A 24,382-nucleotide genomic window follows, 5' to 3' on the forward strand; every position below is an offset into this window, starting at 1 on the left:
GCCCCGTCACGAGCGGTGTCCTGCCCGGAATCTCCCCCGGGCAGGACGACCGCGGGATCATGAGCGGGAGTTACTCGTCCCACATGCCCCGGGCCGCGACCGGCAGCCTCCTGTACGTCGAGGTCGAACAGGTCCGAGGCGACAGCTTCCGAGCTGACTGGCGCATCTCCGATCTGATCCGGCACGCCGCGGCCTGCGGAGCGCCCGACCCCGGCGTGGTCTGCTCCGACGACGGCCCGGAGTTCACCGCCCTCGAGGAGCATGTCCGCGCGGCCCTGGAGGAGGAGCCCGGCAAGGAGCCCGACCTGGCCGGGCGGACAAGACGATCGGTCGAGCCGGGAATTGCCGGTGAACGTCGCCCCGTCGAACCGGGCGCGGCCGATCCTCTCTTCATTGGTGATGCCAGGGAGCCGGAGAGGCCGGAGAAGTGAGTCCAGGAGGTCGCCGGTGAAGGGGGTACTGCGGTGGTTGATGTCGGCACCGGGAGCCAGACCCTCCAGGTAGGCGGCACGGTCGGTCTCGGTGAGGTGGGCAAGGCAGGCGACATGGTCGTGGACACGGCGGCCGCGGCAGCACCGCGTCATGAGGCTGGACGGTCAGATCGCCGCGGATGCCGACCACGTACGTGTGTCCCCGCTCCGCCGGGCCGGCGCGGAAGCCGGTGTTCTGGCCGTAGCCGGCATCGGCCACCACCACCGGCGGCACCAGGTGCCATCCGGCCAGTTCATCCAGGGCGTCCAGTGCCAGTCGCCATTTCTCCAGGTGCCCGACGTCTTCCGGCACGCCGGTCCGCCGGGCGTCGGACAGCGTCATCCGCCCACTCCCTGGGCAGGAACAGCCGCCAGTTCAGCGGGCACGATGCCGCATCGGAGACGGCGTGCACGCTGACCGGCGCCCGGGGCTTCACCAACATCGACTTCCCCACCGCCGACGTCAGCGCCACGCCCGTGTGGATCGAGATCGACCTCGGCACCGACCGGGCGATCGGCTCTGTCACCCTCCACCCGCGCACCGACATCAACGGCGCCAGCGGCGGCACCGCCGGCTTCCCCGTCGACTTCGCCTACCAGACCCGCCCCGATGGAGCGGGCACCTAAACCACCGCCCGCACCGTCACCGCCGAACCCAACCCGGGTGGAGCCGCTCAGACCTACACCCTGACGTCCAGCACCGGCCGCTACGCGAGACGAGGCTGTGGTGCAGGTCGTCCTTCACCACGACCTCTCCGCAGAGGTGGCCGAAGCCAACCGTCTTGCCGGGACCCAGACTCTGAGTCCCGGCAAGACGGCCAGGGGGACACGGACCGCCGGGGCGCTCCCTTCAGGGAGGGTTCACCGCGGCGGGCACGCCGCTACGGCAGCGGCGGGTAGGCGTTATGCATCAACTGCTGGAACTGGGCGGAGAACCAGTGCCCCGCCACCGGCGCGTTCGGCAGGGCGCCGGTGGGGTTGTTGCCGTTGCGGGCGTTGCCGCCGTAGGTGGGGTCGCACATCCGGTCGAAGCCCTTGCCCTCGTCGTTGGGCACGGCGGAGCTGGATCCGTCGGACTCCCCCGGCGGCTTGACCCACACATAGGCGTCGATCCCGGTGGCCGGGGCCGCGGTGGGCCGCTCGCCGATCCCCGCGCCGCTCTGGTTGCACCAGTTGCCGGCGTGGATGCGCCGGTCGACGCGGCTGCCGTTGACGTAGTCGTCGACGGAGGTCGTCGGGCCCGCCTTGGTGGGCCGGGCGGAGCCGCCCCAGCCGTTGCGGGAGGTGTCGATCAGCATGCCGAGACCGGAGTCGAACCCGGCCGCGACCAGCTTGTCCCGCAGCGCCTGGGCGAAGGACTGCTCGTCCACGTACTGGTTCCAGTCCACCCACTTCGACTGGCGCACGGTCTGACCGTTCACCATGTCGGTGACCTTGTAGTACGGCTCCTTGGTGGGGCTGGTGTTCGCGGTGTTGACGATGAAACCGGCCACGTCGCTCACGCTCGCGCCGTTGGTCGTGGCGACCTTGGCGAACTCCTGCACGGACGGGCCCAGGTTGCTGTCCCAGCCCAGCCAGCCGTGGTGACCGGCATCGATGTAGTTGTACACGTTCGCGAGGGCGCCGAGCTTGTCGAGAGCGTAGGAGACGCCCTTCTCGTAGTTGCCGTTGCTCTTCATCGTCACGCACGCGTCGGTGGTGGTGTTCGTACCGCCGGCGTTGGTGACCAGGTTGGGCAGCGAGTCGGGCTCGATGACGGTGGCGATCCGCAGACCCGCGTACTTCGCGTCCGAGAGGATCGACGTGATCGGGTCGATGTACTGGCTCTTGTACTTGTCGAGGTCGTTCGGTCCCAGTTCGCCGTTGGAGGCGAGGGCGGCGCAGTCACGGCCCGGCAGGTCGTAGATGACCAGCTGGACGACGAGTTCACCGCTGCCCTTCTGCTTCAGCGCCTCGTCCAGGTGGGCGCGCAGGCCCATGCCGCCGTTCACGCCGTTGATGGCGGCGATGCGGTCCAGCCACACGGCGGTGGGCTGGTTCGCTATGCGGCTGCCGCCCGGTTCGGCGGCCGCCTTGGCCGACCACTCCGGGTTCACGTAGACCTTCGCGCCCACGTACGGGTTGGCGGCCTTCGGCCCACCCGGACCCGGATCCGTCGGTCCCGGATCGGTGGGCCCCGGGTCCGTGGGTCCCGGGTCGGTCGGCCCACCGCCGTCGACATTGCAGGTCACGCCATCGAGGGTGAACGTGGCCGGAATCGCGTTGGTCCCGCTGTAGGACGCCTGGAAACCGAAGCCGACCGAACCACCGGTGGCGAGCGTGCCGTTGTAGCTCTCGTTGGCGGCCGTCACAGAAGTGCCGCTCTGGCTGACCTTCGCGTTCCAGCCATTGCTGATCTTCTGATTCCCGTCGTACGACCACTTCAGCGACCAACTCGACTTGGCAGCACCGTTGTTGGTGATCGTGACAGCCGTGGTGAAGCCGGTGTCCCACTGGTTCTGCACCTTGTAGTCCACCGTGCAGGGCGCGGCCGCCGCGACGGCGCCGGCGGGCGCCGAGACGAGTGCGGCCGCCGAGGTCCCGCTGAGCAGCGCGAGCGCTGCGAGCAATGAGGTTTTGGTGCGACTCATGATGACGGGTTCCTTCTGGTTGGAGGATTTCTCCGCTGATCGAGCACGCGCAGGTGATCGCGCACCTTGATGCGAACGGGCCGACATGGCCTCGTGGCGAAGGTCAGGGACGAACTGACTTTGGGAGCGCTCCCGAATGGGAGTTCAACGGGCGAAGCAGCCGACGCTCACGTCCGTCAGGATCAAGCCTGACCAGCTGTCATTCGTGACGCATCGCCGACGAGAGCCGACGGCCGGTCCACGAGTGCCGGACGCGGGCAGGGCATTGCGGTTCGACACAGATCCTTGGAAGCCGAGGTCCCGCGACCGGCCACGGCGCGTGCGGTGACGTGGAGAAATGAACGTGGGGGGTGTCGCATGAGCGACTCCTCGCAGTGTGGCGCGCCGTGTCCGGCGCGTCGACTGATGGGAACCGCTCCCACTGGTGCGAAGGAAGGTAGCGCCAAGTGGCGCGGTTGCCCAGAGGTACGGCTGAACTTCCTTTGAACTAAACCCTTTCGCGTGTTCGACTCTTCAAGCTCCTTGACCCCCGCCGTCGCCATCCCCATGATGGGAGCGCTCCCACTGGCCAAGACTTGTGCTTCCCCCGTGCTTTGAGCCACTTGGAGGAACCAGTTCATGGATCCCGGACGCAAACGCATAACCTTTCGGCGGGCGTTGACCGCCACGGCAACCGCCCTGGCCCTGCCCCTGTCGATGCTGGCCACGGGTGCGACGACCGCGCGTGCAGCGGGCGTTCAGTGCAGCGTGGACTACAAGACGAACGACTGGGGCTCCGGTTTCACCACGGACGTCACCATCACCAACCGCGGTACGGACGCCATCAACGGCTGGACCCTGACGTACGCCTACGCCGGCAACCAGAAGCTGATGAACGGCTGGAACGGCACCTGGTCCCAGTCCGGCCAGAACATCAGCGTGAAGGACGCCGGTTACAACGGCAAGATCGCCGCGGGTGCGTCCACCTCCGCCGGCGCCCAGTTCAGCTACAGCGGCACCAATGCCGCGCCCATCAACTTCGCGATCAACGGCACCAGTTGCACCGGCGCTCACCAGCCGCCGATCACGGTGCTGACCAGCCCCGCCCCTGGCGCCGTCTACACCCAGGGGGAGGCGGTCCCGCTCGCGGCCACGGCAGCGGCCGCGGACAACGCGACCATCAGCAAGGTGGAGTTCTACGACGACACCGAACTGCTGGGCACGGACACCACGGCGCCGTACGCGCTCTCCGCCTCCGGTTTGACCGTGGGCAGTCATTCGCTGCTGGCGAAGGCGTACGACAGCCTGGGCGCCTCCGCGGAAAGTACGCCTGTCGGCATCACGGTCGCCTCGGGCCCGTCCGTGGTCGCCACGCCCTCCCAACTGGGCGTCCAGCAGGGCAAGACGGGCACGTACGAGGTGAAGCTGTCGAAGCAGCCGAGCGCGAACGTGACGGTGACCACGACTCGCGCGAGCGGCAACTCCGGCCTGTCGGTGACCGGCGGCGCCTCGCTCACCTTCACGCCGTCGAACTGGAACACTGCGCAGACGGCGACCATCACCGCCAACGCCTCCGGCACAGGCGCCGCGACGTTCGAGTCTGCCGCCCCCGGGCACGCGAAGGCCTCGGTCACCGTTACGCAACTCGGCGCGACGAAGGCGTACGACGCCCGTTTCCTGGAGTTGTACGGCAAGATCACCAACCCGGCGAACGGCTACTTCTCCCCCGAGGGCATCCCCTACCACTCGGTCGAGACGCTGATCGTCGAGGCGCCGGACCACGGCCACGAGACCACGTCGGAGGCGTACAGCTACCTCCTGTGGCTCCAGGCCATGTACGGCAAGGTGACCGGCGACTGGTCCAAGTTCAACGGCGCCTGGGACATCATGGAGAAGTACATGATCCCCACCCACGCCGACCAGCCCACCAACTCCTTCTACAACGCCTCCAAGCCGGCCACCTACGCGCCCGAGCTGGACACCCCCAACGAGTACCCGGCGAAACTCGACGCGTCGGTCGCTTCCGGTTCGGACCCGATCGCCGGTGAGCTGAAGAGCGCGTACGGCACCGACGACGTCTACGGCATGCACTGGCTCCAGGACGTCGACAACGTCTACGGCTACGGCAACTCGCCCGGCAAGTGCGAGGCGGGGCCTGCGGACACCGGACCGTCGTACATCAACACCTTCCAGCGCGGCGCGCAGGAGTCGGTGTGGGAGACGGTGCCGCAGCCGACGTGTGACGCTTTCAAGTACGGCGGCAAGAACGGGTATCTGGACCTGTTCACCGGTGACTCTTCGTACGCCAAGCAGTGGAAGTTCACCAACGCCCCGGACGCCGACGCGCGGGCCGTGCAGGCCGCGTACTGGGCCGACAAGTGGGCGAAGGAGCAGGGCAAGGGCTCCGACGTCTCCGCGACCGTGGGCAAGGCCGCGAAGATGGGCGACTATCTGCGCTACGCCATGTACGACAAGTACTTCAAGAAGATCGGCAACTGCGTCGGTCCGTCCACCTGCCAGGCCGGCACCGGCAAGGACGCCTCGATGTACCTGCTCTCCTGGTACTACGCCTGGGGCGGGGCAACCGACACCTCGGCGGGCTGGGCCTGGCGCATCGGCTCCAGCCACGCACACGGCGACTACCAGAACCCTCTCGCGGCCTATGCGTTGAGCTCGTCTGCCGACCTGAAGCCGAAGTCGGCGACTGGACAGGCGGACTGGGCCAAGTCCCTCGGGCGGCAGCTGGAGTTCTACCGCTGGCTCCAGTCCGACGAGGGAGCCATCGCGGGCGGTGCGACCAACAGCTGGGCGGGCCGCTACGCGCCTCCCCCGGCCGGCAAGTCGACCTTCTACGGCATGTACTACGACGAGCAGCCCGTCTACCACGACCCGCCGTCCAACCAGTGGTTCGGCTTCCAGGCGTGGTCGATGGAGCGGGTGGCCGAGTACTACCAGCAGACGGGAAACGCGCAGGCCAAGGCGGTGCTCGACAAGTGGGTGAAGTGGGCACTGTCCAAGACCACGATCAACCCGGACGGCACCTACCGGATCCCCTCCACGCTGCAGTGGTCGGGGCAGCCCGACACCTGGAACGCGGCAAGTCCCGGCGCCAACAGCGGACTTCACGTCACCGTGGCCGACTACACCAACGACGTCGGGGTGGCCGCCGCGTACGCCAAGACGCTGACGTACTACGCGGACCGCTCCGGTGACACGGCCGCCGCCACGACCGCGAAGTCGCTGCTGGACGGCATGTGGAACAACTACCAGGACAGCCTGGGGATCGCGGTTCCGGAGTCGCGCGCGGACTACAACCGGTTCGACGACTCGGTCTACGTGCCGAGCGGGTGGACCGGGACGATGCCGAACGGTGACGCGATCAACTCGTCGTCGACCTTCGAGTCGATCCGGTCGTTCTACGAGGACGATCCTGCCTGGTCGAAGATCGAGGCGTATCTGGCCGGAGGTGCGGTGCCGTCGTTCACGTATCACCGGTTCTGGGCCCAGGCGCACATCGCCCTGGCCATGGGCTCGTACGCGGAACTCCTCGAGTAGCCCCTCGCTGAGACCGCGTGCGCGGCCCCGTCACCCGACGACGGGGTCACCAGCCGGGGCGGCCTCCGCCCCCTTGGGGGCCGCCCGGTACCCGGATCAACAAGCTGTCGCAGCCCGTCCCACCCCGCATCAGCAGCCGCTTCGCCAGTCCCCTCAAGACATCCGAGTCACCCTCCTTGTCAGGAACATGATCCTCTCCTACAGTCCCAGCGAGTTCGCTTTTTGGGAGCGCTCCCAATCCCTGCAGAAGCCCTCGCCCCCCACATCCCTCGCGGAGGACCCGCATGCAGCCTTCACGCCCCCAAGCCCGCAGGACGCGCGCGCTCTGCGGTGCGCTGCTGACCACGCTCGTCGCCCTGGCCGCACTGCTGACCGGCGCTACCGCTTCCCAGGCCGACACGACGATCTGCGAGGCGTTCGGCACCACCACCATCCAGGGCCGATACGTCGTGCAGAACAACCGCTGGGGCACCAGTGCCACCCAGTGCATCACCGTCACGGACTCGGGCTTCAGGGTCACCCAGGCCGACGGTTCCGTTCCGACGAACGGGGCCCCGAAGTCGTACCCGTCCGTGTACAACGGCTGCCACTACACCAACTGCTCGCCCGGCACGAACCTCCCGGCCCGGCTCAGCTCCATCTCGAGCGCGCCCACGGGTATCTCCTACAGCTACGTGAGCGGTGCGGCCTACGACGCCGCCTATGACATCTGGCTGGACCCGACCCCGCGCACCGACGGCGTGAACCGGACCGAGATCATGATCTGGTTCAACCGTGTGGGGTCCGTGCAGCCGGTCGGCTCGCCCGTCGGTTCCGCCACGGTGGCCGGGCGCCAGTGGCAGGTGTGGTCCGGCAACAACGGCTCCAACGACGTCCTGTCCTTCGTCGCGCCGTCGGCGATCGACAGCTGGAACTTCGACGTGATGGACTTCGTCCGGCAGGCCGTCTCGCGCGGACTCGCGCAGGACAACTGGTACCTGACGAGCATTCAGGCGGGCTTCGAGCCGTGGCAGAACGGCGCGGGCCTGGCCGTGAACTCGTTCTCCTCCAGCGTGAACCTCGGCGGCAGCACCCCTGGCGGCCCCGGCACCCCCAGCGGGCCCGTCGCGTGCAAGGTGACCTACGGCACGAACGTCTGGCAGGACGGCTTCACTGCCGACATCACCGTGGCCAACACGGGTTCCTCCCCGGTCGATGGCTGGAAGGTCGCGTTCACGCTGCCCTCCGGGCAGCGGATCTCCAACGCCTGGAATGCCACCGTGTCGTCGTCGACGGGATCCGTGACGGCAGCCAACGTCGCACACAACGCCTCCATCACACCAGGTGGGCAGGTCTCCTTCGGGTTCCAGGGCACCTACAGCGGCAGCTTCGCCAAGCCGGCCGCCTTCAGCCTCAACGGCACGTCCTGCACCGCCGGGTAACCCACAGGAGGCTTCCTCCGCCCGGGGCCCGCTCCGTCGGCCGACTGCCGACCGGGCGGGCCCCGCTGCTCCTCGCCGGACTCGCCGAATCCGGCGAGGAGTGCAGATCAGACACTCCGCAACGACCAGTACCCCACTCCTTGGCCGGCGCGGCGGGTTCCCCGGAAGACGTGTACACGGTTCCTTCGGCCCGTAAGATCGGCTATCTCGTGGGGGAGGTGGTCATGGGCACGCGACGCCCCGGCACGCCGACGCTGGAAGAGGTGGCCGCTCACGCCGGGGTGGGGCGGGGAACGGTCTCCCGCGTCATCAACAACGCGGCGGGCGTGAAGGAATCGACACGCCTGGCCGTGCAGCGGGCCATCGAAGAGCTGGGGTACGTCCCCAATCTCGCTGCCCGCTCACTGGCCGGTCAGCGAAGCAACGCCGTCGCTCTCGTCCTGACCGAACCCGACTGGCGAGTGTTCGCGGAGCCCTTCTTCTCCGAGATCGTCCGCTCGCTCGGGGACGCGCTGGCCGGCATCGGAATGCAGCTGATGCTGACCCTGGTTCGCTCGGACGCCGATCGGAAGCGCTTCCTGGAGTACGCGCGCGGCAGCCGGGTCGACGGAGTTCTGCTGCTGTCCGTGCGCGCCGGGGACCGGCTGCCGGACATGCTCGCCGAGGCGCGGTTGCCGACCGTGATGCTGGGGCGCCGCTCGGGCGACGAGTACGTCAGTTATGTGGACGCGGACAACGTGGGGGGCGCCCGCAGCGCCGTTTCCCACCTGTTGGCACGGGGCCGTAGGACCATCGCCACCATCACCGGGCCACTGGACATGGACGCCGCCCGGTGCAGACTGCGCGGCTATCAGGACGCTCTGACACTGGCCGGCCTGGACAGCGAGAAGTCGCTGGTGGCCGAAGGTGACTTCACGCAGGACAGCGGGCGCCGCGCCATGACCGAACTGCTCGAACGGCACCCGGAGATCGACGGTGTGCTCGCCGCGTCGGACACCACGGCCGCAGGGGCTCTGCAGGCCCTGCGCGCGGCGGGACGACGTGTGCCTCAGGACGTCGCCGTGATCGGCTTCGACGACTTCTCGCTGGCTCAGCGCACCAAGCCACGGCTCACCACGGTGCGTCAACCACTGGAGGAGATGGGCCGGGCCATGATCCGGCTGCTCCTCGAGGACATGGAGGAGCCGTCCGTGGCCTACCGGCACGTCATCCTCCGTACAACGCTGGTCGTCCGCGAATCGGCCTGAGGAACGCCCACCGCTCTGCACCGGTCTTGACCGCCCAGGGCTCGGGAGCGCTCCCGTCCTGCATGCCCGCTCGTACGTCCGCCGGATGCGCCCAAAGTTCCCGCAAAGTCGTCGGCAACCTTTTCGCCGCGGGTGGCCACTGACCAGTGCACCATCGGCTCAACTCTGAACGGACAGGTAATCATGGCAACGAGGCAGGTCATACGGCAACGCAGGCGCCGACGCAGACTCATGCTGGGCGCCACGGTGGCGGTCACCACCGTCGGCGTCCTCGTGTATCTGGTCATGGCGTTGCTCCCTGGCCACAAGGTCGATGCGGGGCCGGCCGCGGCCACTCCCCTCGTGACCAACCAGCCAACGGTCGCCGAAACCGCCGACACGCCGTCGCCGAGCGCGACGTCCAGCCCGTCGCCGAGTCAGAGTGCGAGCAGCTCGGCCAGTACGAAAAACACGGCAAGCCCAAAGGTGGCGAAGCCCTCGGCCAAGGGCGCTCAGAAGTCCTCGCGCGGGTCGGCCACTCCCCCGGCAGCGGGGCGGATCCGGCCCAACACGTCGTATCAGGGCGTCGCGACCGCCTACGAGGCCGGTGTCGGGGACGGGGCGTGTCTGTTCGGTCCGAGCCCGGACATGATGATCGCGGCGATGAACACCACCGACTACGAGACCTCCCGGGCCTGCGGCGCGTACGTGCTCGTCCGCGCGGCCAACGGCAAGTCGATCACGGTACGGATAACCAACGAATGCCCTCTGCCCTGCGCACCGGGGCAGATCGACCTGAGCCAGCAGGCCTTCGCCAAGCTCGCCGACCTCAAGGTCGGCCGGCTCTCCATCACCTGGAGCCTGGTGAGCCCGAGCTCCATCGGCACGATGTCCATCAGGTACAAGACCGGCTCCAGCGCCTACTGGTGCGGCATCCAGGTGATCGGTCACCGCAACCCGGTCGCGCGCCTGGAAGTGAGCACCGGGGGCGGCTGGCGGTCGTTGCCCCGCACCAGCTTCAACTACTTCATCTCCGCCGACGGCAGTGGTTGCGGCAAGGCGATCAGAGTCACCGACATCTACGGGGAACAGCTGACCGTGAGCGGGCTCGCGGTGCGGCCGAACGTCGCACAACCGACACGGGTCCAGTTCGCCCGGCACTAAGGCGTGACCTGCCCTTCCGAGCCGTATCGCGTGGCGACAGTGCGGTGTCTCTTTGAGTCGGTTGATCCCGCACTCGACTGCATGACGCTCGCGGTGATCGGCCACCGCGGGAGCCGAGCTTCCGCCGGTTGCGCGCCTCGTCGGACTTGTCGGGGACGGTGCAGCGGATTCCGCGGCGGCGCAGATCGGCGCGGTTCCCGCGGGAGGCGTACGCCTTGTGCGCGCGGCCACGAGGGGACGGGCGCGTGATCGGCCAGGCCGCGTGCGGTGCACGCGGCCTGCGGAGGGCTCCTTGCGCGGGTCACTCCGGGTGAACTGTTGCCGTTTTCGGCCGTGTGCGGAGCATGGTCCGCCAGTCGAGGTGATCGTGGGGAGATGTATCTGCACCCGGCCAAAGACCTTCCACTGAGCGACCCGCATGGTGAGACTGGCAGCCGGCCTCGGGCTCCAGGACAGGTGCCGGCGGCCGAACCTCAGCCGTCGGCAAAGGAGTTCAGATGCATCTGCGCAAGCGGGCGCTGGGGGTCATGTTCGTGGCCACCTCGGTGTTCAGTGCCCTCGGACCACAGGCCATGGCCGCCCCCATGCCCTGGGAGACCAGCAAGACCCCCACGGCCGTCACCCATCACACCTCCGCGACGGCCCGCGAGCACGGCATGGTCACCGTGCTGTGCACCGGCGGCTGTTACCAGTAGGGGGCCGCAAACGGACTCATGGCTCCTCGAAGTCGACGTGAAGCCGTTCGCACAGCGCGGCTCCAACTCCTTGCGCCCTGTGGTGTTGGGCCGCCACCGCGTGACCGAGTTCGCTGTTTCGGTGCCCTTGGCGGTGTTGTCCCGTCGGTCGTACTCGATGGTCGGTCTGTCGTTGCGCTGCGCGGTCACTCCTCGGGCGGCTGAGGGTTTTGCCCTAGGTCGGGTCGAGGATGGCCTGGATGGCCGGGGCGAGGCCGGCTTCGATCTCGTCCGGCGTCAGGGTGGTCACCGCCGGGAGGCGTAGCAGGTAGCGGGTGAGTCCCAGGCCCAGGAGTTGCGCGGAGACCAATCCGGCCCGGCGTCCGGCGAGTTCCGGACCGAGGGCCGCCGCCAGGGTCGGGGCGACCTGGGCCGCGAAGATCTCGTGCATCCGTGCCGCGGCCTGTTCGTTGGTGACCGCCGAACGCATCAGGACCAGCAGGGCGTCGTCGGCCGGGTCGCCTTCCCAGCGTTCGAGGAAGTGACGCACCAGGGCCTGGGCGAGTTCGTCCGCCGGGACTCCTGTGAGGTCGGGAAGTCGCAGGTCGATGGCGAGCGTCGCGTCGAAGAGCTGTGCCTTGTTGCCGAAGTAGCGCATGACCATGGACGGGTCGATGCCCGCGTCCGAAGCCACGGCTCTGATGGTGGTGCGCTCATATCCCTGGGCCGCGAAGCGTTCGCGTGCGGCGCGCAGGATCGTGGCCTTGGTGCGGTCCGAACGCTTGTCGGTGGTGCCTGTCTCAGTGTCCTGATTCACGCCAACAACTGTAGGCCAACGCCTGTTGACTTTCCAGCGTGGAACCATGCACCATGTCAACAAGCGTTGGCCAACAGCCGTTGGCAAACGACCGTTGACTCTGCCGGGCAGAAGGGAATCCCCGCCATGAACACCACCACACTCCCCGGCCGCACCGAGGTCGCCGTCGTCGGCGGCGGTCCGACCGGGCTCGCGCTCGCCGTCACGCTCGCTGCCGCCGGGATCGACTTCGTCGTCCTGGACAAGCTGGCCGAGGGCGCGAACACTTCGCGTGCCGCCGTCGTCCACGCCCGCACCCTGGAGGTCCTCGACGAGCTCGGAGCCTCCGGGGAGCTGATCGCGCGAGGTGTCCGGGTCACCCGGTTCGCCGTGCGCGACGGCGCGCCCGCCGGCTGCTGACGGTGCCGTTCGATCAGCTGCCCACCACTCACCCGTACACGCTGATGGTTCCCCAGTACGAGACCGAAAGCGTGCTGCTGGACCGGCTGCGGGCGCTCGGCGGCGATGTGCACCGCCCCTACGAGGTCGCCTCCGTCGTCCAGGGCGACGACGGCGTGACACTCACCATGACCACCGGCGAAACGCTGCGCGCCTCGTACGCCGTCGGCGCGGACGGCATGCACAGCACCGTGCGCGAAGCGGCGGGCATCGGGTTCACCGGCAACGCCTACGCCGAGTCCTTCGTGCTCGCCGACGTCGTGATGGACTGGGCCCCCGGCCCCAGCGAGGTCTCGCTCACTTTCGGCACCGCGGGACTCACCGTCGTCGCCCCGCTCCCCGGCGATCACTACCGGGTCGTGGCCACCGTCGACGACGCGCCCGCCGCACCGGACACCCACTTCGTCCAGCAACTGCTCGATGAGCGCGCCCCCGGCCAGGCCAAGGTCACGGGGCTGGCGTGGTCGTCTCGGTTCCGGGTGCACCACCGGGTCGCCGACCACTACCGTGCCGGCCGTCTGCTGCTGGCCGGCGACGCCGCCCATGTGCACAGCCCCGCGGGCGGGCAGGGGATGAACACCGGCATCCAGGACGGCTACGCCCTCGGCCGGGCGATCGCGTCCGGACAGCTCGACGGTTACGAGGCGCAGCGCCGCCCCGTGGCCCAACGGGTTGTCGCCTTCACCCACCGGATGACCCGCGTGGCCACCACGCGCAACCCGATGGCCCGCGGGGCACGCAACACCGTGCTCCCTCTGCTCGGCCACACGGGCATACCGAAGAAGCTCGCCACCGAACTGGCCGAGCTCAACTACCAGTAGTGCGAACGTCGTTCACCGGCCTTTCAAGCTGTTGCCTCCGCGAAGGCCAGTACATGGCGGCCGGTGTCCCAGAGCAGAGCCAGCAGAGCATGTACCGAGGCCTGGTCGACGTTCTCGACGGTCAGTACGGTGCCGTCCGCGCCCGGCGTCGACGCGTGGTGGACCTGTTCAGGATCACGTCCAGCAGGGTGCGGGAGATCGTGCGTTCGAGCGACGCGGCACTGACGAACAGGTCGCGATGGCCCGTTGCGGCCCCGGCAGCACCTCGGCAGCGACAGCAGATGCCGGTCGTCGCCGCCGCGTCAGGTCAGCCCGCCACTTGGCGGATCGGGGCCGGCGTGGCTCCCGTCCGGCGGCGCCGCGCGGTGAGGCCGAGTGCGGTGGTGGCGACGGTTCCGGCGAGGGCGAGTACGCCCAGGGCGTTCGCCAGGGTGCCGACGGCCGAGGTCAGTGCGAGGACCGCGAGCGGGCAGATGAACTGGCCGAGGAAGAAGGAGCCCGTCCACAGGCCGGTGCCGCGGCCGCGGTCGGCGTAGTCGAGCTTGGACATGGCGAGGGTGAGCAGGCTCGGCAGCATGATGCCGCTGCCGAGGCAGTTGATCACGGCACCGACGGTCAGGACGACCGGGTTGGGGGCGAGCCAGATCACCGCGAAGCCCAGGGTGCACAGGCCGAAGGCGGTGGGCAGCCAGACCTGCGGGCTGCGGCCGGCCTTGGCGAAGACGACGGCGCCGACCACGACCGCGGCACTGGACCCGGCTGTGGCCAGTCCGATGACGCCGGAGTTGCTCACGCCCATGTCGTCCAGGAGGAACGCCATCTCCACCTGAACGGTGTAGAAGAGGATGGCGCCGAAGACGGTCAGCGCGCACGTCCCGGCCAGCGGACGCCAGGGGAAGGGCCGCTTGATCGCCTGCTCCGTCAGTTCGGAGGCGGTGGGGGAAGGCTCGTTCGCGCGGTCGGTCGGTCGGGGCCGGGGCAGGAACGCGGCCATGGCGGGAGCGAGCACCAGGCTCACGGCGTAGGCCCAGAACGGCATGCGCCAGCCGGCCGATCCAGCCGCTCCGCCCAGGACGAAGAAGGCCGTCGCGGAGATCGAGGCGCACATCGTCTGCATCGCCAGGTAGCGATCGCGTTGCCGACCGGAGTAGTAGTCGCCGATCAGCGTGGTGCTGCAGGTCATGATGGCGGCTTCGGCGACACCGACCAGGGCGCGGCTGGCGACGATGGCGCCGAGGGAGTCCAGCCACAGCGGGGCGGTGCCGAGGATCGCGTACAGCACGGTCGAGACGACGAGCAGGCGTTTGCGTCCGAGCCGGTCGACGATGACGCCGGCGAAGGGGGCCAGCAGCGCCAGGGAGAGGGCGGGGATGGTCAGCGCCATGGGGACGAGCGCGTCGACGCCCGGCACGTCGGCGAAGTGGGCCTGCATCTGCGGCAGGACGGGGGCGATGAGTACGGCGCCCAGGATGGGCAGGCAGCTGCCGGCCATCAGCAGCGTGAGGCGAAGCCGGTGACCGGGGCCGGACACCGGCTGCTCGGTCGGGGTGTCCTCGACGGCTGTGGGCGTCGGGGACGGGAGCGGAGGCACGGGTGCAGGCATGCGGGAACTCCACGTGGCGGGTCGGGAGGGGACGAGGGGTGCGGCCGTCGTGGTCGGGCCGCCCGGTACCGGTGGCAGGTTCGGAGCGGGATGCCGATGACTGCCGGCGTCGCGACGGGCAGGCGCGCCGGGCGCCCGCGTGTCCCGGCCGGGGGGGGTGATGGTGCGGCTCCGGCGCCGGGTTGAGACGACTATGGGCCAAGGGGCAGGTCCTGCCTAGCCCTCATCCGATCGATATCGAGGATGTGGATCATCCGGCGTCTGGATGCCGGGCACCTGCAGGAGCCCGCTATCGCGGTGCGACCGTGTCGATACGGCCGGGCTCGGAAGCGGCCAGCTCCGCTCCCACGCGGGCCGCGGTCTCGCGCAGCCAGATGTGGGCCGCGTCGTGGGTGTGCACCGGGTGCCACCACAGTGCCTCCTGGAGCGGGACCGCCCCGTAGGGCGGTTCCATGAGGCGTACGGCGGCCACGCCGCGCAGCAGCTCGGCCAGCCGCTGCTGTACCAGGGCGATCCGGCGGGTGCCGGCGACCAGGAAGGGCAGCGCCTGGAAGCTGTCGACGGAGATCTCCACGCGGGGATCGACGCCGAGCATGCTCAGCTGCCGGGCGGCCGGAGCGTCGTAGGCGCGCTGGTAGACGACCCACGGCAGCCGTGCCAGGTCGTCCATGGTCAGCTGGTCGCCGACCTCGTCGTTCGTCTCGGCCACCAGGAAGGCCCAGCGGTCGGTGAACAGGTCGACGGCGGGGAAACCGCTGATGACGCCGCGCGGCATCAGCAGCCCGTCGGCCGTACTGAGCAGCGGTGTCGTGTCCTCCGTGACGTCGATGGGCGTCCGTTGGAAGCGCAGCCGCACCCCCGGGGCCTCGGCGTGCACGGTCCGGGCGAGCTCTGCGCCGAACACGGAGAGGGCGTAGTCGGAGGTGAGCAGGGTGAACTCGTGCTCCTCGGTGCCCGCGGCGAAGTCGGCCCTGCTGCTGAAGACCCGTTCCAGCAGGTCGCAGGCGGTCGAGGTGCGGTTCAGCAGAGCGCGGCCGAGGGCGGTCAGTTCGTACTGCTTGCCGACGCGCGAGAGCAGGTCGTCGTCGAAGTGGCGGCGCAGGCGGGCCAGGGCCGCGCTCATCGCCGGCTGACTGAGACCGACGCGCTGCCCGGCACGGGTGACGTTGCGCTCCTCCAACAGGGCCCGCAGGGACAGGACGAGATTGAGATCGAGGCCGGAGAGGGACACGACGCCTCCAGAGCGAGGCCGCTGCGGCAGCGACATATACACGACAGATGATCAACATCTAAAGAATCTATTTCACAGATTACGCGGCGGGGGCCACATTGGTCTCACCGCAATCTGGAGGACATTCCCGTGAAACCCGCAGCCTCTTCCACGCCCTTCTCCGGACCCTTCGCCCTGGGCGTCTTCTCCGCCCCTGACCAGGCGCCTTTCCCCGGTCTCGTGATCCCCGGGAGGCGCGTGCTGGAGCTTCCCACGGCGCTCGCAGAGCCGGGCCTGACGACCCGGGGGATCCTCGAGCGCTGGGACGAGATACTCCCTCGCCTGCACGAGCTCGCGGCCGACGAGACGGCCGACTGGCAACCGTTGGAGCACCTGCGGGCGCACGCCCCGGTGGAGCCCCGTCAGGTCTTCCAGTCCGGCGCCAACTACCGGCAGCACGTGATCGACCTGGAGGTCGCCCACCGTGCCCCCGACGACCCCCGCACCGTGGAGGAGGCACGCGCCGAAATTGCCGCGATCATGGACCGTAGGGCGGCCGAGGACCTGCCGTACGTGTTCACCGGCCTGCCGAGCGCGATCACCGGCCCCTTCGACGACGTCGTACTTCCGGACTGGGCCGAACAGCCCGACTGGGAGCTGGAGTTGGCGGCCGTCATCGCAAGGCCCGCCTACCGGGTGACGGTCGAGGAGGCCCTGGAGTACGTCGCGGGCTACACGATCGCCAACGACCTCACCGACCGCGCCACCGTCTTCCGCCGGGACATGAAGGCCATCGGAACCGACTGGCTGCGCAGCAAGAACGCCCCCGGCTTCACCCCGCTCGGCCCCTGGCTCGTGCCCGCCGAGTCGATATCCGACCCGGGTGACCTGCGCGTCACGCTGAAGCTCAACGGCGAGACCATGCAGGACGAGTCCACCAAGGACATGCTCTTCGGCGTCGCGCGGCTGGTGTCGTACATCTCCCGGACCTCCCGGCTCCTGCCCGGAGATCTGGTGCTCACCGGCAGTCCGGCCGGCAACGGCATGCACTGGGGGCGGCTGCTGCGCGACGGCGATGTCATGGAGGGCTCCATCACGGGTCTGGGCACCCAGCGCACCCGCTGTGTCGCGGAGGGGACCGCGTCGTGACGGCCCCGCTCGACCCCACGGATGCCGAGGGCGCGATCGACGAAGCCGCCAAGCGGGTCTCCAACTGGGGGCGTTGGGGCGAGGACGACGTCCTCGGCACGCTGAACTTCCTCGACGAGGCCAAGCGGCGCGAGGGCGCCGCCCTGGTCCGCCGCGGCGTGAGTTTCTCGCTGTCGCAACGGTTCGACATGAACGGCCCGCAGAAGGGCTGGCGCCGCCGCACCAACCCCGTCCACACCATGCTGGACACGGGCACCGACGCGGCCCTCGGCAACCAGGGCTTCCCGCACGGCATCGGCGGCGCCGACGACGTGATCGCGATGCCCCTGCAGTGCTCCACCCAGTGGGACGGGCTCGGGCACATCTTCGACCACGGCAAGGCGTGGAACGGACGCGACGCCGCGAAGACCGTCACCTCCGAGGGTGATCTGGTCACCGGCATCGAGCACATGGCTCCGTACGTCGCCGGGCGCGGAGTCCTCCTCGACGTCGGCCGGGTGATCGGCGACGAACGCGGAGAACTGCCCGACGGTTTCGCGATCACCGAGGACCACCTGACCGCGACCGCCGAGGCGCACGGCGTGGCCGTGGGCCGCGGGGACATCGTCGTCGTACGGACCGGGCGGCTGGCGCGCACCCGCCGCGAGGGCTGGGGCGACTACGCGGGCGGAGACTCGCCCGGTCTGTCCTTCACCACCGCCGGCTGGCTGCACGCGAGCGAGATCGCCGCCATCGCCACCGACACCTGGGGCTTCGAGGTACGCCCGAACGAGTTCGACGGCGCCTTCCAGCCGCTGCACCAGGTCGCCATCCCCAACATGGGCCTGCTGATCGGCGAGATGTGGGACCCCGACGCCCTCGCGGCCGACTGCGCCCTTGACGGCGTGTACGAGTTCTGGCTCACCGCCGCGCCCCTGCCCATCACCGGAGCCGTCGGCTCCCCCGTCAATCCGGTCGCCGTCAAGTGACCTGTCCAACAAAGGAGTTGGCCATGGAAGGAAAGAGAGTCCTGGTCATCGGAGGGGGCACCTCCGGCAACGTCATGACCGTGCTGCTGCGGCGGGCCGGCATCCACGTCGACCTCGTCGAGGTCGGACCGGACTGGAACGTACGCGGTTCCGGCATCACCCTTCAGGGCAACGCCCTGCGCGTGCTGCGCGAGATCGGCGTCTGGGACGAGGTCCGCGTGCACGGCTTCGGCTTCGACGCCCTGGGGCTGACCACACCCGACGGCACCGTGCTCCACGTGGGTGACGTCCTGCGCACCGGCGGAGACGACCTCCCCGCCACCCTCGGCATGCAGCGCCCGGTACTCCAACGCATCCTCGCCGACGCCGTCCGGGCATCCGGCGCGAACGTCCGGCTCGGCACCACCGCCGAGATCCTCACCCAGGACGACACGTCAGTGACCGTCCGGTTCAGTGACGGCACCGAGGGCGGCTACGACCTCGTCGTGGCCGCAGACGGCCTCAACTCCGCGACCCGCACCGCCATCGGCATCGACGTCAAACCCGAGCCGACCGGCATGGCCATCTGGCGTGTCCCGGCCCCCCGCCCGGCAGGCGTGGAGCGCAGCGACCTCTCCCACGGCGGCCCCTGCTACATCGCCGGCTACACCCCCACCAGCAAGGACACGATCTACGCCTATCTGGTGGAGGCCGGCCGCGACCGCGCCACGATTCCGCCCGAGACCTACGCGCAGGAGATGCGCCGCCTCGCCGAGGGCTACGGCGGTGCCTGGGACGAGATCCGCGACTCGATCACCGACCCGGCGCAGGTGAACTACACCTGGTTCGACCGGATGCTGGTCGAGGGTTCCTGGCACCGGGGCCGGGTCGTCCTCGTCGGCGACGCCGCGCACTGCTGCCCGCCCACCATGGCCCAGGGCGCGGCAATGGCGATGGAGGACGCCTGGGTGCTGTCCCAGCTGCTGACCAGCGGATCCGCGTGGGACGAGGAACTGCTCACGCGCTACTACGAGCGGCGGATCGACCGGGTCCGGATGGTCGTCGACGCGTCCGTGCAGATCGGGCAGTGGCAGCTCGACGGCGTGCCCGGTGACGTGCCCGGGCTGCTGGACGCCACCCTGCCGGTGCTCAGGGAGCTGCCGTGACGGCCCAGCCGCCCCGGGCCACCGCCGGCAGCCGCCCCCAACCCGATACCCGCCCCGCGCCGAGCGCCGACGCGCACACTTCCCCGACCGTCGACGTACACGCGCACATCCTGATCCCGGAGGTCGAGGCCCTGGTGGCCGACCTGCCGGGCCTGGCGGAGGCCAGGGCCCTCGACGCCCGCCGCAACGGGCCCGCGGCCCTGGCCGTCAGCGGCCCCATGGTCCGTGAACGCGTCCCGCGGCTGACCGACGTGCGCCTACGTCTGGCCGCGATGGACGCGCAGGGCGTGGACGTCCAGCTGGTGAGCCCGTCCCCTTCGCACTACCACTACTGGGCGGACGAGGAGACGGCCGAGAAGCTCTACCGGCTCGCGGGCGAGGCGACGGCCGCGCACTGCGCACAGGCGCCCGACCGGCTGCGGGGGCTCGGCCTCGCCCCCCTCCAGCATCCGGAGCAGGCCGTACAGGCCCTCGAACACGCCCTGGACCAGGGTCTTCTGGGTGTCGAGATCTCCAGTCACGCGCCGGGCCGCGAGCTGTCCGACCCTGCGTACGAACCCTTCTGGAAGCGGGCCGAGGAGACGGGCGCGATCCTCTTCCTGCACCCCTTCGGCTGCACGCTCGACGAGCGCCTGGACCAGTGGTACCTGTCCAACACCGTCGGACAGCCCACCGAGAACGCCGTCGCCCTGTCCCATCTGATCTTCTCCGGAGTGCTGGACCGGCATCCCGAGCTGAAGATCGTCGCGGCTCATGGCGGCGGCTACCTGCCCACTCACATCGGCCGCAGCGACCACGCCTGGTCGGCCCGCTCCGACGCGGGCGCCGGCTGCGCCCACCGGCCCAGCAGCTACCTCGAGCGGATCTACTTCGACTCCCTCGTCCACGACCCTCACGTGCTGCGGGAGCTGGTCCGCGCGGTAGGCGCGGACCGGGTGCTGCTCGGCTCCGACTTCCCCTTCGACATGGGCACCGACGACCCCGTGGGCGCGCTGCGCGCGGCGGGGCTGTCCGACCCGGACTTCCACGCCGTACGAGGCGGTAACGCCGCCGCCCTCCTTCGGAAGGACTGACATCATGCGTCTGCTCACCCATCTGCGGCATGTCGACCTGGCCGTGCCCGACTACGACAGGCAGCTCGACTTCTACTCCGGCGTGTGGGGCCTGACCAAGGTCGCCGAGGACTCCGGGATCTCGTTCCTGGCCGCCGAAGGCTCCCCGGAGCAGTACGTCGTGCGGCTGCGCAAGGCCGAGGAGAAGCGCCTCGACCTGGTGTCCTACGGTGCCGGTTCCGCCGAGGACGTGGACACCCTCGCCGAGCAACTGCTCGCGGACGGCGTCCAGTTGATCTCCCAGCCGGGCAAGGTCGACACGCCCGGCGGCGGCTACGGCTTCCGCTTCTTCGACGTCGACGGACGCACCATCGAGGTCTCGGCGGACGTCGAGGTCAGGCAGCACCGCAAGATCGAGGAGAAGGAGTCGATCCCGGTCAAGCTGTCGCACGTCGTCCTCAACTCCCCGGACCTGAACCGCACTCGGGATTGGTACGAGCGTCACCTCGGGTTCCGGCTCTCCGACACGCTGATGCATCCCAGGATGGGCGAAGCGATGCACTTCATGCGTATCAGCAACCAGCACCACTCCATGGCCATAGCCCAGGGCCCGCACACCGCCCTGCACCACATCTCCTTCGAGATGCGCGGCATCGACGAGTACATGCGCGGCTCCGGCCGGGTGATCCGGGCCGGCTTCAAGAAGATCTGGGGCCCGGGCCGGCACCTCGCCGGCGACAACACCTTCACCTACTTCCTCGACCCGCACGGCAACACCGTCGAGTACACCACCGAGCTCGAGCTGCTGGACGAGGACACCTGGCACCCGCACGTCTACGACTTCTCCCGGCCCGAGGTCACCGACCAGTGGGGAACGGCGAACCCGATGAACGAGCTGGTCGCCAAGGAGTCGTTCAACGACGTCGACCGCGGCGTGTTCGTCGCCCCGCCGGTCTGATCCCTCAGGTTCCGGGGCGCGGTGGCCCTGTCCTCTGCCCTGACTCCCCGCCCCGCGTCACCGGTCCCCTTCTGCCGACGCCCGTCGTCGGAACCTGGAGCCGCACATGCGATTCGCCGCCTACGAACACGAGCAACAACACCGCGTCGCCGTCGTCGAGGAGAACGGCATCCTGTACTCGATCCCCGGAGCTCGCTCGCTCACGGAGCTGATCCGCTCCGGCGGCGGACTCGACGCGCTCCTGCACGCCGGTGCCGCCACGCTCGACGTCCCGCCGGGCCCCCACGTGTCCGAGGTGCGACTGCTGCCACCGCTAAAGCCGCCCACCGTGCGGGACTTCGTCACCTTCGAGGAGCACGTCGAAGGAGTACGGCGATCCGTCGACGGGGACGGCGTCGGCGGGGTGCCCGAAGCCTGGTACGACGCCCCGACGTTCTACTTCACCAACCCGTACGCCGTCATCGGCGCCCACGACGACGTCCCGGTGCCGCCGGGCAGCGAAGTCCTCGACTTCGAGCTGGAGGTCGCCGCCGTCATCGGACAGGAGGGGCGGGACCTGACGCCAGAGGCGGCACGGGAGCACATCATCGGCTACACGGTCTTCAACGACTGGTCGGCCCGCGACCTGCAGTCCCGCGAGATGCAGGTCCGCCTCGGCCCGTGCAAGGGCAAGGACACCGCCGCCACCCTCGGCCCGTACCTGGTCACCGCCGACGAACTGGAGCCGTACCGCGACACCGACGGCTTTCTGCGCCTGGCGCTGACCGCCTCGGTGAACGGCGAGGTCGTCGGCAAGGACCTGCTGTCCAACATGAGCTGGACCTTCGAGGAGATGGTCGCCTACGCCTCGCGCGGCACCGTCGTCCGCCCCGGCGACGTGCTCGGCTCCGGCACCTGCGGCAACGGCGGCTGCCTCGCCGAGCTGTGGGGCGTCCGGGGTGAGCAGTCCCCGCCCCCGCTGAAGCCGGGCGACACCGTCACCCTCACCGTGGAGGGCATCGGCACCGTGTCCAACACCGTGGTGGCGGGCAGGGATCCGCAGCCGCTGCCGGCCGCCCGCCGCCGTACCAGGGAGCGGCCGTGAACGACCCGCACCCCAAGAAACTCCTCGGCAAGGTCGTCGTCGTCACCGGCGCCGCGCGCGGCCAGGGCGCCGCCGAGGCCGAGGCCCTGACCCGTGAGGGCGCCCTCGTCATCGCCACCGACGTGACCGATGCCCCCGGCTGCCGCCGCCTCGACGTCACCGACGAGGAGCACTGGGCACGGTTGGCCGCCGAGTTGCGGGAGTCGTACGGCCAGGTGCACGGCCTGGTCAACAACGCGGGCATCACCTGGCGTGCCCGCCTCGGCGAGGTGACCCCCGACGACTTCGCCCGCGTCCACGCCGTGAACGTCACGGGCCCGCTCCTCGCCATCCAGCACCTGACGCCGCTGATGCCGCCCGGCTCGTCCATCGTCAACGTCGGCTCCACCGCCGCGCTCAGCGGCCATTACCCGGTCGCCTACACGACGAGCAAATGGGCACTGCGCGGCCTGTCGAAGACCGCCGCCATGGAGCTGGGCCCGCGAGGCATCCGCGTCAACACGATCCACCCCGGCTTCATCGAGACCGAGATGACCGCCTCCGCCGCGCCCGCCTTCCGTGAGGCGAACATCCGCGAGACACCCCTCGGCCGTACCGGCACGGTGGACGAGGTCGCCCCGCTCGTGGTCTTCCTCCTGTCCGACGAGTCGTCCTTCATCACCGGCGCCGAGATCCCGGTCGACGGCGGCCTCACCGCACACGGCGGCGTCAAGTCCCTCTCGGATTCTCTGGGTTCGGCTGCGTCACGTTCGGAGGGGCATTGAGACGCCGGCAGGGAAGGTGGCTCTGAGGTCCGCGGTCAGAGAGCAGCGAGGGCGCTGCGGTTCGCGGCCGAGGGCGCGATCGGCGTCGGCGGCGACCTGCGGCACGAGTCCGCGCTGGTGACCCATCCTCTCGTCGCACGAGCGGGGGCACGGCCGTCGCCTCCGGCCAGCCGGCCGCGGACGCCTCCGGGGCATCGACATCCTTCTGCGGCTACCGCGTGCCCGGAGAGGCCCGCCCCGTGCGGACCTCTCCGCGCGGGACCGCCTACGGTGTCGCGGCGGGAAGCCGTGTCGGTACCACCGGGAGCACCATGCCGTCATCGAGCGGTGCCGTGTGCGGCACGAGCGCGCCCTCCCTGGCGATCTGGAGCAGGTTCGGCAGTGCGTAGGGTTCGGCTCCCTCCAGGTCGACCTGGTAGCCGAGGTCGCCGAGGCTCGCCGCGGTCATCCGGCTCAGCGGGTTCCCGGCTCCGGAGATGAACGGCGACATGAGTTCGGTGACGAAGACCGCCTCACGCCAGTGGCTGTCCTGGGTTCCGGGCCCGCCGAAGTTGGCGACCGGTACCGGCACCGGGTCCTCCTCACCGAGGAGCGCGGCGAACTCGGCCATCGCGCCGGCACCGACGAAGGTGGGGTTCTGGGTGCCGGCGCCCTTGAGGAGGTCGAAGGCCGTCCACAGGGTGCCGACACCCAGGACGTGGCCCATCTCGTGCGTGATCACGTCGACGAGCGTGCCGTCCGCTTCCATCCGGGCGAGATCGGCGGAGTCGAACCGCATCACGCCCTTCGCCGGCAGGAACGCACCGAACTGCGCTGATTCGTCGCGGAAGTCCGTGGGACCGGCCATCCCCAGTACCCGGCCGGGACCGTCGATCGTGACACCTTCGGCTTCGATGAGCAGGTCGTCGATGACGTCGCCGTTGACGAGCGCGGTGTCCAGATCCCCGACGATGACCTTCGCCCAGCGGTCGGCCGCCGCGGCGAACGCGTCCTGCTGAGTGGTCGTCAGTCCGCCGAGGAAGCGGATCTCGATGGTGAACGGCGACGTCGTGCGGGCCAGCTCTCTGGCCCGCTCGAAACTGGCGACCGCCCGATACGTCTGGAAGGTGTTGGTGGCGACCTTGCTCATCACGGTTCTCCTCCATGTCGGTCCGGACGAAGAGTCACCCCTCTTCCCACACTAGGCCGACAGGGTGAGGGGGTGCGCGTCGAGGATCCGTGCCGGCCTCGGGTGATCGAGTTGCCCGCCCTCGA

General features: G+C 69.6%; 23 protein-coding genes. 16 read left to right on the forward strand and 7 right to left on the reverse strand.

The window, feature by feature from the left end; genetic code table 11:
- The first annotated feature begins 59 nt into the window (after positions 1 to 59).
- Positions 60 to 431: a hypothetical protein gene (locus tag OHN19_RS00655; RefSeq protein ID WP_330262161.1), complete on the forward strand. Its 372-nt coding sequence runs from the start codon at positions 60 to 62 to the stop codon at positions 429 to 431.
- On the opposite strand, the gene OHN19_RS43870 is transcribed toward OHN19_RS00655, so the two are convergent.
- Positions 391 to 813, reverse strand: a complete 423-nt coding sequence (locus OHN19_RS43870; RefSeq protein WP_419249500.1) for a transposase — start codon at positions 811 to 813, stop codon at positions 391 to 393. The genes OHN19_RS00655 and OHN19_RS43870 overlap by 41 nt on opposite strands.
- Positions 725 to 1,018 carry a transposase gene (locus OHN19_RS43875; RefSeq protein WP_419249571.1) on the reverse strand — a complete coding sequence of 98 codons (294 nt, stop codon included), beginning with the start codon at positions 1,016 to 1,018 and terminating at the stop codon, positions 725 to 727. Before OHN19_RS43875 ends, OHN19_RS43870 begins: the two co-directional genes overlap by 89 nt.
- Here OHN19_RS43875 and OHN19_RS00665 point away from each other — a divergent pair.
- The gene (locus OHN19_RS00665) at positions 948 to 1,097 is read left to right on the forward strand and encodes a hypothetical protein (protein WP_330262162.1); all 150 of its coding nucleotides are present in this window, start codon (positions 948 to 950) and stop codon (positions 1,095 to 1,097) included. The genes OHN19_RS43875 and OHN19_RS00665 overlap by 71 nt on opposite strands.
- A 254-nt stretch (positions 1,098 to 1,351) precedes the next feature.
- Here the strand turns inward: OHN19_RS00665 and OHN19_RS00670 are convergent, their stop codons facing one another.
- Positions 1,352 to 3,100: a glycoside hydrolase family 6 protein gene (locus OHN19_RS00670; RefSeq protein ID WP_330262163.1), complete on the reverse strand. Its 1,749-nt coding sequence runs from the start codon at positions 3,098 to 3,100 to the stop codon at positions 1,352 to 1,354.
- Between the two features lie 618 nt (positions 3,101 to 3,718).
- Between OHN19_RS00670 and OHN19_RS00675 the strand changes: the two genes are divergently transcribed.
- From OHN19_RS00675 to OHN19_RS00700, 5 genes are all read left to right on the forward strand, one after another.
- Positions 3,719 to 6,634: a glycoside hydrolase family 48 protein gene (locus OHN19_RS00675; RefSeq protein WP_330262164.1), complete on the forward strand. Its 2,916-nt coding sequence runs from the start codon at positions 3,719 to 3,721 to the stop codon at positions 6,632 to 6,634.
- A gap of 284 nt (positions 6,635 to 6,918) precedes the next feature.
- A complete protein-coding gene (locus tag OHN19_RS00680; RefSeq protein WP_330262165.1) occupies positions 6,919 to 8,055 on the forward strand; it encodes a GH12 family glycosyl hydrolase domain-containing protein in 1,137 nt (378 codons plus the stop codon).
- A 224-nt stretch (positions 8,056 to 8,279) separates the two neighbouring features.
- A complete protein-coding gene (locus OHN19_RS00685) occupies positions 8,280 to 9,302 on the forward strand; it encodes a LacI family DNA-binding transcriptional regulator (protein ID WP_330262166.1) in 1,023 nt (340 codons plus the stop codon).
- Between the two features lie 183 nt (positions 9,303 to 9,485).
- Entirely contained in the window at positions 9,486 to 10,445 is a 960-nt protein-coding gene (locus OHN19_RS00690) for an expansin EXLX1 family cellulose-binding protein (protein ID WP_330262167.1), read from the forward strand.
- A gap of 497 nt (positions 10,446 to 10,942) precedes the next feature.
- A complete protein-coding gene (locus tag OHN19_RS00700; RefSeq protein ID WP_330262168.1) occupies positions 10,943 to 11,140 on the forward strand; it encodes a hypothetical protein in 198 nt (65 codons plus the stop codon).
- A gap of 214 nt (positions 11,141 to 11,354) precedes the next feature.
- Here OHN19_RS00700 and OHN19_RS00705 read toward each other — a convergent pair whose 3' ends face one another.
- Positions 11,355 to 11,936, reverse strand: a complete 582-nt coding sequence (locus OHN19_RS00705) for a TetR family transcriptional regulator (protein ID WP_330262169.1) — start codon at positions 11,934 to 11,936, stop codon at positions 11,355 to 11,357.
- A 126-nt stretch (positions 11,937 to 12,062) separates the two neighbouring features.
- Here OHN19_RS00705 and OHN19_RS00710 point away from each other — a divergent pair, with 126 nt between their 5' ends.
- Together OHN19_RS00710 and OHN19_RS00715 are read left to right on the forward strand one after the other, a co-directional pair.
- The gene (locus OHN19_RS00710) at positions 12,063 to 12,335 is read left to right on the forward strand and encodes an FAD-dependent monooxygenase (RefSeq protein WP_330262170.1); all 273 of its coding nucleotides are present in this window, start codon (positions 12,063 to 12,065) and stop codon (positions 12,333 to 12,335) included.
- Between the two features lie 2 nt (positions 12,336 to 12,337).
- Positions 12,338 to 13,195, forward strand: a complete 858-nt coding sequence (locus OHN19_RS00715) for an FAD-dependent oxidoreductase (protein ID WP_330262171.1) — start codon at positions 12,338 to 12,340, stop codon at positions 13,193 to 13,195.
- A gap of 307 nt (positions 13,196 to 13,502) precedes the next feature.
- Here OHN19_RS00715 and OHN19_RS00720 read toward each other — a convergent pair whose 3' ends face one another.
- Together OHN19_RS00720 and OHN19_RS00725 are read right to left on the reverse strand one after the other, a co-directional pair.
- A complete protein-coding gene (locus OHN19_RS00720) occupies positions 13,503 to 14,798 on the reverse strand; it encodes an MFS transporter (RefSeq protein WP_330262172.1) in 1,296 nt (431 codons plus the stop codon).
- Between the two features lie 289 nt (positions 14,799 to 15,087).
- Positions 15,088 to 16,029 (reverse strand): LysR family transcriptional regulator, encoded by a 942-nt coding sequence (locus OHN19_RS00725; protein ID WP_330262173.1) that lies wholly within the window; start codon positions 16,027 to 16,029, stop codon positions 15,088 to 15,090.
- Between the two features lie 129 nt (positions 16,030 to 16,158).
- On the opposite strand from OHN19_RS00725, the gene OHN19_RS00730 reads away from it, so the two are divergent.
- The 7 genes from OHN19_RS00730 (at position 16,159) to OHN19_RS00760 (ending at position 23,128) form a co-directional block, all read left to right on the forward strand.
- Positions 16,159 to 17,157, forward strand: coding sequence for a fumarylacetoacetate hydrolase family protein (locus OHN19_RS00730; protein ID WP_330262174.1), 999 nt, complete (start codon positions 16,159 to 16,161; stop codon positions 17,155 to 17,157).
- Positions 17,154 to 18,125: a cyclase family protein gene (locus tag OHN19_RS00735; protein WP_330262175.1), complete on the forward strand. Its 972-nt coding sequence runs from the start codon at positions 17,154 to 17,156 to the stop codon at positions 18,123 to 18,125. Before OHN19_RS00730 ends, OHN19_RS00735 begins: the two co-directional genes overlap by 4 nt.
- Positions 18,126 to 18,148: 23 nt before the next feature.
- On the forward strand, positions 18,149 to 19,270 hold the full coding sequence (locus OHN19_RS00740) for an FAD-dependent oxidoreductase (protein WP_330262176.1): 1,122 nt from the start codon (positions 18,149 to 18,151) through the stop codon (positions 19,268 to 19,270).
- Positions 19,267 to 20,343, forward strand: coding sequence for an amidohydrolase family protein (locus OHN19_RS00745; RefSeq protein WP_330262177.1), 1,077 nt, complete (start codon positions 19,267 to 19,269; stop codon positions 20,341 to 20,343). Before OHN19_RS00740 ends, OHN19_RS00745 begins: the two co-directional genes overlap by 4 nt.
- A gap of 4 nt (positions 20,344 to 20,347) precedes the next feature.
- On the forward strand, positions 20,348 to 21,280 hold the full coding sequence (locus tag OHN19_RS00750; RefSeq protein ID WP_330262178.1) for a VOC family protein: 933 nt from the start codon (positions 20,348 to 20,350) through the stop codon (positions 21,278 to 21,280).
- A gap of 106 nt (positions 21,281 to 21,386) precedes the next feature.
- Positions 21,387 to 22,364, forward strand: a complete 978-nt coding sequence (locus OHN19_RS00755; RefSeq protein WP_330262179.1) for a fumarylacetoacetate hydrolase family protein — start codon at positions 21,387 to 21,389, stop codon at positions 22,362 to 22,364.
- A complete protein-coding gene (locus OHN19_RS00760; protein ID WP_330262180.1) occupies positions 22,361 to 23,128 on the forward strand; it encodes an SDR family oxidoreductase in 768 nt (255 codons plus the stop codon). The genes OHN19_RS00755 and OHN19_RS00760 overlap by 4 nt, the downstream gene beginning before the upstream one ends.
- Before the next feature lie 265 nt (positions 23,129 to 23,393).
- Here the strand turns inward: OHN19_RS00760 and OHN19_RS00765 are convergent, their stop codons facing one another.
- Positions 23,394 to 24,257, reverse strand: a complete 864-nt coding sequence (locus OHN19_RS00765) for a leishmanolysin-related zinc metalloendopeptidase (RefSeq protein WP_330262181.1) — start codon at positions 24,255 to 24,257, stop codon at positions 23,394 to 23,396.
- Between the last annotated feature and the right edge of the window lie 125 nt (positions 24,258 to 24,382).

Origin of the sequence: Streptomyces griseorubiginosus, assembly GCF_036345115.1 — a bacterium.
GTDB lineage: Bacteria > Actinomycetota > Actinomycetes > Streptomycetales > Streptomycetaceae > Streptomyces > Streptomyces griseorubiginosus_C.